10 protein-coding genes are annotated in these 11,888 nt (G+C 73.7%); 8 read left to right on the plus strand and 2 right to left on the minus strand.

Translation table 11 applies throughout. The features are described 5' to 3' along the window. The first annotated feature begins 172 nt into the window (after nt 1-172). From GA0070617_RS00355 to GA0070617_RS00375, 5 genes are all read left to right on the plus strand, one after another. Entirely contained in the window at nt 173-1,087 is a 915-nt protein-coding gene (locus GA0070617_RS00355) for a fructosamine kinase family protein (RefSeq protein WP_091432345.1), read from the plus strand. Further along, nucleotides 1,084-2,094: a GTP 3',8-cyclase MoaA gene (gene moaA / locus GA0070617_RS00360; protein ID WP_091432348.1), complete on the plus strand. Its 1,011-nt coding sequence runs from the start codon at nt 1,084-1,086 to the stop codon at nt 2,092-2,094. Before GA0070617_RS00355 ends, moaA begins: the two co-directional genes overlap by 4 nt. A gap of 2 nt (nt 2,095-2,096) precedes the next feature. After that, complete coding sequence (locus GA0070617_RS00365; protein ID WP_091432351.1) at nt 2,097-2,342, plus strand: MoaD/ThiS family protein; 246 nt, start codon at nt 2,097-2,099, stop codon at nt 2,340-2,342. An 11-nt stretch (nt 2,343-2,353) separates the two neighbouring features. Continuing rightward, a complete protein-coding gene (locus tag GA0070617_RS00370) occupies nt 2,354-3,823 on the plus strand; it encodes a metallophosphoesterase (RefSeq protein WP_091432354.1) in 1,470 nt (489 codons plus the stop codon). Nucleotides 3,824-3,906: 83 nt separating this feature from the next. Next, nucleotides 3,907-7,104 carry a UvrD-helicase domain-containing protein gene (locus GA0070617_RS00375; protein WP_091432355.1) on the plus strand — a complete coding sequence of 1,066 codons (3,198 nt, stop codon included), beginning with the start codon at nt 3,907-3,909 and terminating at the stop codon, nt 7,102-7,104. A gap of 139 nt (nt 7,105-7,243) precedes the next feature. Here the strand turns inward: GA0070617_RS00375 and GA0070617_RS31165 are convergent, their stop codons facing one another. Then, the gene (locus tag GA0070617_RS31165; RefSeq protein ID WP_229688272.1) at nt 7,244-8,059 is read right to left on the minus strand and encodes an A24 family peptidase; all 816 of its coding nucleotides are present in this window, start codon (nt 8,057-8,059) and stop codon (nt 7,244-7,246) included. A 494-nt stretch (nt 8,060-8,553) separates the two neighbouring features. Between GA0070617_RS31165 and GA0070617_RS00385 the strand changes: the two genes are divergently transcribed. Next, nucleotides 8,554-9,057 (plus strand): LppU/SCO3897 family protein, encoded by a 504-nt coding sequence (locus tag GA0070617_RS00385; protein WP_091445671.1) that lies wholly within the window; start codon nt 8,554-8,556, stop codon nt 9,055-9,057. 189 nt (nt 9,058-9,246) lie between these two features. Next, nucleotides 9,247-10,488 carry an ATP-binding protein gene (locus GA0070617_RS00390; RefSeq protein ID WP_091432358.1) on the plus strand — a complete coding sequence of 414 codons (1,242 nt, stop codon included), beginning with the start codon at nt 9,247-9,249 and terminating at the stop codon, nt 10,486-10,488. A 39-nt stretch (nt 10,489-10,527) separates the two neighbouring features. On the opposite strand, the gene GA0070617_RS00395 is transcribed toward GA0070617_RS00390, so the two are convergent. Further along, nucleotides 10,528-11,073 carry a GNAT family N-acetyltransferase gene (locus GA0070617_RS00395; RefSeq protein ID WP_091432361.1) on the minus strand — a complete coding sequence of 182 codons (546 nt, stop codon included), beginning with the start codon at nt 11,071-11,073 and terminating at the stop codon, nt 10,528-10,530. 138 nt (nt 11,074-11,211) lie between these two features. Here GA0070617_RS00395 and GA0070617_RS00400 point away from each other — a divergent pair, with 138 nt between their 5' ends. Continuing rightward, entirely contained in the window at nt 11,212-11,757 is a 546-nt protein-coding gene (locus tag GA0070617_RS00400) for a DoxX family protein (protein WP_091432364.1), read from the plus strand. Nucleotides 11,758-11,888: the final 131 nt, after the last annotated feature.

Consider the following 11,888-nt stretch of genomic DNA (forward strand, 5'->3'; position numbering starts at 1 on the left):
GCCGGCAGCCTGTCCGGTGCCGTCGCCGGCAGACAGCCCCTGTGGACGACACGCGGCTTATCCACAGATACGGAGAGTAGTCCTCCTGGTCAGCGCGTTTCCAGTGGTTATCCGGATCCGTTCCGACCGCGACCGGCCCCAAGCCGTCGGTGGCAGCGGCTACCTTGCGCTCATGGACCTGGCCTATCTGCGGGCGCATCCGACCCACCTGCCGACGTTCCTGACCCACCAGCGGATCCGGGAGACCCCGGTCGCCGGCGGCTCGATCTGTGCCGCCTCCCGCCTCACCCTGGACGACGGGCAGTCGCTCTTCGCCAAGACCTGGCCGGAACGGGCGGGGCGGCCGGTGCCCGAGGACTTCTTCACCACCGAGGCGGCCGGGTTGCGGTGGCTGCGCGAGGCGGGCCAGGTCCCCGTACCCGAGGTGGTGGTGGCGCTGCCGGAGCTGTTGGCGCTCGACTGGGTGGCGTCCGGCGAGCCGACGCCGGAGGCGGCCGAACGGTTCGGCCGGGAGTTGGCCGGTCTGCACCGGGCCGGCGCGGCGTCGTTCGGCGCGGACCGACCCGGTTTCATCGGGGCGCTGCCGCAGGACAACACCCCCGATCCGGGCCCGTGGCCGCAGTGGTTCGCCCACCGCCGCCTCGTTCCATACCTGCGCGCGTCGGTCGCCAACGGCGCGCTCACGCCGACCGAGACCGCTCTGGTCGATCGGGTGATCGACGGCATCGACTCGTTCGGTGGCGACGAGCCGCCCGCCCGCGTACACGGTGACCTGTGGCCGGGCAACCTGCTCTGGGGCGCCGACGGGCGGGTCTGGTTGGTGGACCCGGCGGCACACGGCGGTCACCGGGAGACCGACCTGGCACAGCTGGCCCTCTTCGGCGGGGCACCGCACGGCGACCGGATCATGGCCGCCTACCGCGAGGCGTGGCCGCTGGCCGACGGGTGGCGGGAACGGGTGCCGCTGCACCAACTGCACCTGCTGCTGGTGCACACCGCGCTCTTCGGTGCCGGGTACCGGTCGGCGGTCGCCGCGGCGGCCCGCGCCGCGTTGGGCGGCGTCGAGCGCGCTACCGTCGACCGATGAGCGCCCAGTCCACCGCCGGGCTCCTCGTCGACCGGTACGGCCGGGTCGCCCGGGACCTGCGAGTCTCGCTTACCGACAAGTGCAACCTGCGTTGTACGTACTGCATGCCGGCCGAGGGGCTGCCCTGGTTGGCCGGGCCGGAGCTGCTCACCGATGCCGAGGTGATCCGGCTGATCCGGGTCGCGGTGCAGCGGCTGGGCGTGACCGAGGTGCGGTTCACCGGCGGGGAGCCGCTGATCCGCCCCGGGCTGGCCGGCATCGTGGCCGCCACGGCGGAGCTGCGACCCCGCCCCCGGCTCTCGCTGACCACGAACGGCATCGGGCTGGACCGGTTGGCTCCCACCTTGCGAGCCGCCGGCCTGGACCGGGTGAACGTGTCGCTGGACACCCTGGACGCCGACCGGTTCCACCGGCTCACCCGGCGGCCGAGGCTCGACGCGGTGCTGGCCGGGCTGGCCGGTGCGGCGGCAGCCGGCCTGACCCCCGTGAAGATCAACTCGGTGCTGCTGCGGGGGGTCAACGACGACGAGGCACCCGCCCTGCTGCGGTACGCCCTGGCCCACGGCTACCAGTTGCGGTTCATCGAACAGATGCCGCTGGACGCCCAGCACGGCTGGGACCGGGCCACCATGGTGACCGCGGCGGAGATCCTCGCCGCGCTGCGGGCCGAGTTCGACCTGCGGCCCGATCCGACGGTACGCGGTGCGGCACCCGCTGAGACCTGGCTGGTCGACGCCGGGCCGGCCCGGGTGGGCGTGATCGGCAGCGTGACCCGTCCGTTCTGTGGTGACTGCGACCGGACCCGGCTCACCGCCGACGGTCAGGTGCGGGCCTGCCTCTTCGCCACCGAGGAGTCCGACCTGCGCGGCGCGTTGCGGGCCGGCGCGGACGACGACGAGGTGGCCCGCCGCTGGCGTACCGCGATGTGGGGCAAACGCGCCGGTCACGGCATCGACGATCCGAGCTTCCTGCAACCCGCCCGCCCGATGTCGGCGATCGGAGGCTGACGGTGCAGGTGACCGTGCGGTACTTCGCCGGCGCCCGCGCCGCCGCCGGCTGCCGTGAGGAGACCGCTCCGGCCGGCCGCTCGCTCGACGACATCACCGCCGAGTTGGCCGACCGCCACGGCGACCGACTCGCCGCCGTACTGCGGGTGGCGAGTTTCCTGGTCGACGGAGTGACCTGTCATGATCGTCGGACACCACTGCCGGCCGGGTCGACGATCGACGTGCTGCCGCCCTTCGCCGGCGGCTGAGGGAGGCTTCCGTGTTAGCGGTCCTGGGGTTCGTGGGCACCCTTGCGCTGGTCACCGGCCTGATCCACTTCTATCTGTGGCGGCGCCTGGTGCGCGACACCACCCGGCCCGGCCGCGCCCGGCGGGTCGGTGGTGTGCTGTTCCTGGTACTGGCGCTGCTGGTGCCGGCGACCCTGATCGGCACCAACGCCGGCCTCTACTGGCTCGCCTGGCCCGGGTACCTCTGGCTCGCGGTGATGTTCTACCTGCTGGTCGTCCTGTTCCTACTGGAGCTGCCGATGCTGGTCGCCCGGCAGGTGCTGCGCCGCCGCCCGATCACCACCGGTCCGGCCCCGACCGGACCGAGCGATCCGGTGCCGGCCTCCGCCGAGCCGGCGAACCCGGGGCCGGCCTCCGCCGCGCCGACCGGCGTCGGAGCCGAGCCGTCGCAGGCCGGCACCGACCGGCCGACCGCCGCTGGTTCGCCCGGCAGCCGGGCCACCGCCGTCGCCGACCCGCCGGCCACCGGCGGCGCCGGCCTGCCGACCGCCGCCGATCCGGTGCCGCCGGCCGTCACCGCCACCGATCCGCCGCCGGCCGGCGGTACCGGGTCGGCCGATCCGCCCTCCGCCGGCTCCGACGGCCGGCAGGTCGCCGACCACGACCCGCACCGGCGGCTGCTGCTGGCCCGGGGAGCGGCGATCTTCGCCGGGCTCACCGCCACCGGCCTGGTCGGATACGGCGTACGCACCGCGACCGGCCCACCGGAGCTGGACCGGGTCCAGATCCCGCTGGCCAAGCTGCCCCGGAGCATGGACGGCCTGCGGATCGCCACCGTCAGCGACATCCACCTCGGGCCACTGCGCGGGCGGGTGCACACCGAGCGGATGGTCGCGGCGATCAACCGGCTCGACGCCGACCTGGTCGCGGTCGTCGGTGACCTGGTCGACGGCACGGTCGCCGAGCTGGGTGAGGCGGCGGCACCACTGCGGGACATCCAGTCGCGGTACGGCAACTTCTTCGTCACCGGCAACCACGAGTACTACTCCGGCGTCGAGGAGTGGGTGACCGAGGTGGATCGGCTGGGTCTGCGCGTGCTGCAGAACCAGCGACAGGAGATCCAGGCCCGGGGTGGGGTCCTCGACCTGGCCGGGGTCAACGACGTCAGCGCCGACGGGGTCGGGGTGGCCGCCCCGCCGGACTACGCCGCCGCGCTCGGCGACCGGGACCCGAGCCGACCGGTGGTGCTGCTGGCCCACCAGCCGGTGGCGGCGTTCGAGGCCGCGAAGTTCGACGTCGACCTGCAGCTCTCCGGGCACACCCACGGTGGTCAGATCGTCCCGTTCAACCTGCTGGTCCGGCTGGAGCAGCCGGTGGTCTCGGGCCTGGGCGAGGTCGACGGCACCAAGGTCTACGTCACCAACGGGGCCGGATTCTGGGGCCCGCCGGTGCGGGTCGGCGCCAACCCCCAGATCACCCTGGTGGAGCTGCGCTCCGCCTGACCGGCGGGGTCGACGGGGATTGCGGAGGTCACGGGTGTGCGTGGCGACGGCTGGGTACTTGTGCCGGCGTGACAGGATGCGGCGTGCCTCCGTTCAGCTCCGTACCCCCCGGTGGCCTGCCGCCATTCGTCGCGGACCTGCACATCCACTCGAAGTACTCCCGCGCGTGCAGCCGCGACCTGACCCTGCCCAATCTCAGCTGGTGGGCCCGGCGCAAGGGCATCGGCGTGCTCGGCACCGGCGACTTCACCCACCCCGCCTGGTACGACCACCTGCGGGAGAACCTGACACCGGCCGAGCCCGGCCTGTACCGGCTCGGCCCGGAGGCGGAACGGGAGGTGGCCCGGCAACTGCCGCCCCGGCTGGCCGACGCGGCGGAGGCCGACCCGGTCCGGTTCATGCTCAGCGTGGAGATCTCCACCATCTACAAGCGGGACGACCGCACCCGTAAGGTGCACCACCTGGTCTACCTGCCCGACCTGGACGCGGTACAGCGGTTCAACGCCGCCCTGGCCCGGATCGGCAACATCGCCTCCGACGGCCGCCCGATCCTCGGGCTGGACTCCCGGGACCTGCTGGAGATCACCCTGGAGGCGAGTCCGGACGGGTACCTGGTGCCGGCGCACATCTGGACCCCGTGGTTCTCCGCGCTGGGCTCCAAGTCGGGCTTCGACGCGATCGCCGACTGCTACGCCGACCTGGCCGGGCACATCTTCGCGGTGGAGACCGGGCTCTCCTCCGACCCGGCGATGAACTGGCGGGTCGGCAGCCTCGACGGGTACCAACTGGTCTCCAACTCCGACGCCCACTCCCCGCCAGCGCTCGGCCGGGAGGCGACCGTACTGGCCTGCGGGCGGGACTACTTCGCGATCCGGGAGGCGCTGCGCACCGGCGCCGGGCTGGCCGGGACCATCGAGTTCTTCCCCGAGGAGGGCAAGTACCACGCCGACGGGCACCGGCTCTGCGGGGTCAACTGGTCCCCGGCGCAGACCCGCGCGGCCGGTGGCAGCTGCCCGGAGTGCGGCAAGCCGCTCACCGTCGGCGTGTTGAGCCGGGTCGAGGAGCTGGCCGACCGGCCCGACGGGTACCGCCCCGACCACGCCCGGGAGGTCACCCACCTGGTGCCGCTGGCCGAGATCCTCGGCGAACTCAACGGGGTGGGGCCGAAGTCCAAGAAGGTCGGTGGCAAGCTCAACGAGCTGGTCGCCGCGCTCGGCCCGGAGCTGTCCATCCTCACCACCGTCGAGCTGGACGAGATCGGCCGGGTCGGCGGTGAGCTGCTCGCCGAGGGCATCCGCCGGTTGCGGCGCGGCGAGGTCCGCCGGGTGCCGGGCTACGACGGCGAGTACGGCGTGATCACCCTCTTCGCCCCGGAGGAGCTGCGTTCGCCGACCGACACCCAGGCGGAGACGCTGTTCGACGTACCGGTGCCGGCGCAGCGGGTGCCGACGGAGCCGGCGCCGAGGCCGAAGCCCAAGCGCCCGACGGCGGCGAAGGCCGAGCCGAGGCGTCGGGCCGCGCCGCAGCCCCCGCCGCCCCCACCGATCCCCGCGCAGCCCTCGCCGCACGAGCCGTTCGAGCCGATGCTGGCCGGCATGGAGGAGGTCGGCACCGGGTTGCTGGACCGGTTGGACGCGATGCAGCGGGTGGCCGCCTCCGCGCCGGGTGGGCCGCTGCTGATCGTCGCCGGTCCGGGCACCGGCAAGACCCGGACGCTCACCCACCGGATCGCCTACCTCTGCGCCGAGCTGAACGTCTTCCCGGAACAGTGCCTGGCGATCACCTTCACCCGACGGGCCGCCGAGGAGCTGCGGCACCGCCTCGACGGCCTGCTCGGACCGGTCGCCGAGGACGTCACCGTGGGCACGTTCCACTCGCTGGGGCTGAGCATCCTGCGGGAGAACACCAAGGCGGCCGGCCTGCCGACCGGCTTCCGGATCGCCGACGACACCGAACGGACGGTAGCCCGGACCGAGGCCGGCGACGATCCGGTCCGCTACCGCGCACTGCTGCGCAAGCAGGACCTGGTCGACCTGGACGAGCTGCTCACGCTGCCGGTGGAGCTGCTGCGGGCGGACCGGAAGCTGGCGCAGCGGTACCGCAACCGCTGGCAGTGGATCTTCGTCGACGAGTACCAGGACGTCGACGCGGTCCAGTACGAGCTGCTGCGGCTGCTCAGCCCCGCCGACGGCAACCTCTGCGCGATCGGGGACCCGGACCAGGCGATCTACTCGTTCCGCGGGGCCGACGTCGGCTACTTCCTGCGGTTCTCGCAGGACTTCACGGACGCCCGGCTGGTCCGGCTGAACCGCAACTACCGGTCGTCGGCACCGATCCTGGCCGCCGCGGTGCAGGCCATCGCACCGTCCTCGCTGGTCCGGGGACGTCGCCTCGACCCGGCCCGGCTGGACCCGGAGGCCCCGCTGGTCGGGCGCTACTTCGCCAGCTCCGTCGCCGACGAGGCCGACTTCCTGGTCCGTACCATCGACGAGCTGGTCGGCGGGCTCTCCCACCGGTCGCTGGACTCGGGCCGCATCGACGGCCGCGCGACGACGCTCTCCTTCGCCGACATCGCCGTGCTGTACCGCACCGACGCCCAGGCCGCACCGATCATGGACGCGCTCGCCCGGGCGAACATCCCGGTGCAGAAGCGCTCACACGACCGGCTGCGGGACCGGCCGGGCGTGGCCGCGCTCGCCCGCGAGTTGCGGCACGCCGACGGGCTGGACGGCGCGTTGACCGCCCGGGTACGGCTGGCCGGGCAGGTGCTCGCGGACCGCTTCTCGGTGCCCACCCTGGACTCCCCCGGCGGCGTACGCCCGGAGGACGTGCGCTCGGCGGTGGACCTGCTCATGCCGCTGGCCAGACGCTGCGGCGACGACCTGCCGTTGTTCCTGTCCCAGCTGGCCACCGGTGCCGAGGTGGACGCGATGGATCCGCGTGCCCAGGCGGTCACCCTGCTCACCCTGCACGCCGCGAAGGGGCTGGAGTTCCCGGTGGTATTCCTGGTCGGCGCGGAGGACGGCCTGCTGCCGCTGCGCTGGCCCGGATCCGTCCCCGACGACGAGGCGGTCGCCGAGGAACGCCGACTCTTCTTCGTCGGACTGACCCGGGCCCAGGACCGGCTCTACGTGACCCATGCCGCCCGGCGGGCCCGGCACGGCCCGGAACGGGACTGCGCCCCCTCGCCCTTCCTGGACGCCATCGACCCGGGCCTGTTCGAACGGTTCGGTGAGAGCGAACCCCGCCGCCCCCGCGACCGCCAACTCCGCCTCATCTGAGGTGTAAGGAAGGGCCCCCTGTTAACGCATCCGGTAGAGAAGGGTCCCCTTCTTACTCAACGCGCCGGGAGGGGTTGCGCGCCGGCACGGGGTGCGCGCTTGACGCGCCGGGACGGGGGGTGGGTCGGGCGGTGGGTGGTCAGCTGGTCAGGAGGGCGAGCCAGGTGCCGGCGAGCAGGGCCGGGCCCACCGGCAGCGCGGTGTCCCGGCGGACCCGTCCGGTGGCCAGCAGACCGAGCACGGCGAGCCCGTTGAGCAGGTGCGGCAGGACCAGCCCGGTCAGCACCGTCGACCAGCCCAGCCAGCCGAGCGGCAGGCCGAGCACCGTACCGAGCTTGACGTCGCCGAAGCCGAGCCGGCTGCCAGGTGCCAGCGCGAGCAGCACCTGGACGAACCCGCAGACCGCGGCGGCGGCGACGGCGGTGAACAGCCGGCCGGGCGTACCGGCCAGCAGCGCGGCGGCGGTGAGACCGGCCGCGCCGAGCAGTCCGGCGGTGGCCACCAGCGGATCGGGCAGCCGGAGGCAGGTCAGGTCGACCACGGCGAGGATCAGACCGACGGCAGCCATGGCGAGAACCGCCGGCAGCCCCGGATCGCCGTCGAGCGCCGCCGCGAGGGTACCGAGGACGACCGCCCCGACGACGGCGCCGGTGGCCGCCGGTACCCAGGAGGGAACGCGGCGGACGCGTACCCGACCGGCGAGGAACGGTCGGTCGCCGGCCGACCGGGACGGTCCGGACGCGGGCGGTGCGGACGCGGGCGGGCCGGACGCGGGCGGGCCGGACGCGGGCGGTGCGGACGCGGGCGGTGCGGACGCGGGCGGTGCGGGGCGTCGACCCGGCGGAGCTGCCGGGCTCGCCGAGGTGGGGGTGGCCAGCCGCCGACCGGCTCCCGGTAGGACGGCTCCGATCAGCGCACCGAGCAGCGCGGCGGTGAACGGTACGCCCAACGACATGGAGCGGATGGTATCGATGGTCGGAGTGTCGCACCTGGAGGGCGTGAGCTGACCCGAGGTCACGCTACGGTTACCTGGGCGTTGGCGGCACTGGGCAGAGGTCGCCCCGACTCACCGGGAGGACGCGCATGGCGAACGACGGGTCACCGGCCGGCGGTCCTCCCGACGCGTGGCAGTGGCGACGGCCGGAGGACACCTACGGCCCGCGGGACGAGCGCGACCGCCCCGACCCGGACGGCCAGCGCCGCGCACCCGAGCCCTACCGACCCCACACCGGCCCCGACCGGTACGGACCGCCGGCGAACCCGCCCGGACGCGATGGATGGGAGCAGTACGCGCCGTACCAGCGGCCACCGGACGGCCCCGGGTACCGGTCTGCCGGCGCGGACCCTGGTCCGCCCTGGCCACCGCAGGGGACATCGCCACCGCCGGGAACCCTCCCGTCCGGAGGAACCCTGCCGGCTGCGGTGGCGGCGATTCCGGCGTACCCGGTGATTCCCTATTCTTCCGGTCCCGCGGACGCCGGTGCTCTGGACGGCGAGCCGCCGCGACGCCGCCGGTGGCCGTTGATCGCGGTCTCGGCCACCCTCGTGACGCTGGTGGTCATCGGGGTATCGGCGGTCCTGCTGCTGCGGGACCGGGCGGACCAGGTGCCGGTGGCCGACCCGTCGGAGCAGCCGGCGGTGGTCGAGCCCACCGCGTTGCCGACCGGAAGTCCGGCCACGGGGGGCGCGGCACCGGAGTCGTCGGCGGACCCCCGGTTCGTCAAGGTGGGGCAGTGCGTACGCAACGAGGGGCCCACCGGTGGTCGTCCCGAGTTGCTGATCACCGAGTGCGGGACGAGGACGTACGAGGTGTTGCGCCGGTTCGACGAGGCCACCAGTGGTGAGAGGGACGCCGAGGCCAAGTGCGCCAAGGTCGAGGGGTACACCAACTGGTACTTCTTCGACAGCGAGCTGGACACTCTCGACTTCGTGCTCTGCCTCAAGCTGCGCTGAGCCTCCTCGCAAGCTGAGCCCCCTCGCAAGCTGGGCCGATCAGGTCCGGCCGGCGCCGGTAGGGGGATCTAGGGGTTTCTACCGTCCACGCTAGAGAGCCCTAGTCTTCGCTCGACCGGGTCGACACGCCGGTAGCGTCCTATAGGTGCATCTAGGTTCGCAGCTAGACGGGCCGATACTGTGCGATACGTGGATCCGGTCCGCAACCCGTACGCACCCGGTGCCGGCCAGCGCCCGCCCGAGCTGGCCGGGCGCGGGCGCGAGCTGGACGTGTTCGACATCGTGCTGGAACGCATCGCCCGGGGGCGGCCCGAGCGCAGCCTGATGCTGACCGGGCTGCGCGGGGTGGGCAAGACCGTACTGCTCAACACGCTGCGCTCGCAGGCCATCGGGAAGCTCTGGGGTAGCGGCAAGATCGAGGCCCGTCCGGACCAGTCGCTGCGTCGACCGGTGGCCGCCGCCCTGCACATGGCGGTGCGGGAACTCGCCCCGCGGCACCGGGCCCCGGACCGGATCGACGGCTTCCTCGGCGTGCTGAAGGCCTTCGCCCAGCGGGACGCGCCGGGCGGACGCGGTGGCAGCCCGCCCAAGCTGCGCGACCGCTGGCAACCCGGCATCGACGTACCGGCCAGCAGTGGCCGGGCCGACTCCGGTGACATCGAGATCGACCTGGTCGAGCTGCTCACCGACGCGGCGGCGGTGGCCAGCGACGTCGGCACCGGCATCGCGGTCTTCATCGACGAGATGCAGGACCTCGGTGCCGAGGACGTCTCGGCGCTCTGTGCCGCCTGCCACGAGTTGTCGCAGCTCGGCGCGCCACTGATCGTGGTCGGCGCCGGCCTGCCGCACCTGCCGGCCGTGCTCAGCGCCGCCAAGTCGTACTCCGAGCGGCTCTTCCGGTACCAGCGCATCGACCGGCTCGACCGGATCGCCGCCGACCAGGCGCTCTGCGCGCCGGCCGAGCGGGAGCAGGTCGAGTACGAGCAGAAGGCGCTGGACCTGCTCTACGAGTCCTCCGGCGGGTACCCGTACTTCGTCCAGGCCTACGGGAAGGCGACCTGGGACCACGCCCCGCGGTCGCCGATCACCGCGGCCGACGTCCGGGTGGCCGCCCCGGAGGCCGAGGCCGAGTTGGCGGTGGGGTTCTTCGGGTCCCGCTACGAGCGGGCCACGCCGGCGGAACGGGAGTACATGCGGGCGATGGCCAGCCTCTCCGGTGCGGCCGGCGAGAGCGGCGCCGAACCGCGGGACGACATGGACGCGGCGGTGCCGACCGCCGAGATCGCCCGCTCCCTGGACCGGAAACCGGCAAGCCTCTCCCCGGCCCGGGACGCGCTGATCAAGAAGGGGTTGATCTACTCGGGCGAGCGGGGCACGGTCGCCTTCACCGTCCCGCACTTCGGCCGGTACCTCCGCACCCAGCCGGCCTGAGCAGACCAGCCGCCGGCGCGGCTGCGCAGCCGCGCCGGCTCAGACCTTCGACCAGGGCGGCGGGAAGATCACCTCGCCGGCCGGCACCGGCTCCGGTTCGCTGGTGGCCGGCGGCAGCACCAACGCCTGCCACGGCTCACCCAGCCCGGACCACGGGCTGGTCAGCCCCATCCGGTCGGCCCGGGTGAAGCCGAACCGACGGTAGTAGGCCGGGTCACCGAGCACCACCACGAGCCGCTCGCCCAGCTCGGTGGCGGCGTCGAGGGCGGCCTGCACCACGTTCGTACCGTGTCCGGTGCGTTGCCGGTGCGGCGCCACCGCCACCGGCCCCAGGGCCAACGCCGGCGCGAAGCCGGTCCCGGTACGCACCCGGACCCGGGTCAGCAGGGCGTACCCGACGACCTCACCGCCGTACTCGGCGACCATTGCCAACTCCGGCAGCCAGGCCTCGCTGCCGCGTAGCTCGTCGACCAGGCGGACCTCGCCCGGGAAACCCACGTCGGGGCGGGCGAACGCGGCGGCGATCACCCGCCGGACCGGTCCGGCGTCGGCCGGGCCCTCGGGTCGGAGCCGCAGAGTGGTCACCCGGGTGACGTTACTCCCTGCTGCCGATCCATCCGCGACGGTGACCGGCTTTCGGCGTGGCGTCGGCGATCCGCTTCTCCGAAGTGCGGATCGGCGGTTGCCGGGGTAGCCGCCGCCGGGACGGGGTATGACTGAGCAATGAAACCCGTGCGTTCCCTCGCCCGTGTCATGTTGAGCGGCATCTTCGTGGTCAGCGGTGCCCGTAACCTGCAGAACCCCGGCCGGGTGGTACCGGCGGCCAAGCCGGTGACCGACCGGGTCGCCCCGCTGATCGAGCGGAACTGGCCGGGCGCGCCGACGGACACCGAAACGCTGGTCCGGGTGAACGCGGGAGTCCAGCTCACCGCCGGTCTGCTCTTGGCCAGCGGTCGACTCACCCGCCCGGCGGCGCTGGTCCTCGCGGGCACGTTGGTGCCGACCACCGCCGCCGGTCATCCCTTCTGGAACACCGACGACCCGGCGGCGCGCGCCCAGAACCAGATCCACTTCCTGAAGAACCTCGGGCTCTTCGGCGGTCTGCTGCTCGCCGCGGCGGACACCGAGGGCCGGCCCGGGCTGCGCTGGCGGGCGGGGCACCGGATCGGCCACTCGCGCCGGTCGGTCGAGCGCGCCGTCCGCACCGCCCGGCGGGAAGCCAAGATCGCCGTACGCTCCGCCGCCACCGCCCGGCGACTGCCGGGGTAGCCGGCCCTGCCCGGGCGCCTGCCGGGGTAGCCGACCCCGCCCGGCGCGTACCGGACCGACCTGCACGAACAGCCACCCCTCCCGGGCCACCATCCCCCAAGGCCACGAATCACCTGAACCATTCCTTAGGC

It is taken from the genome of Micromonospora yangpuensis, from assembly GCF_900091615.1.
Classification (GTDB): Bacteria; Actinomycetota; Actinomycetes; order Mycobacteriales; family Micromonosporaceae; genus Micromonospora; species Micromonospora yangpuensis.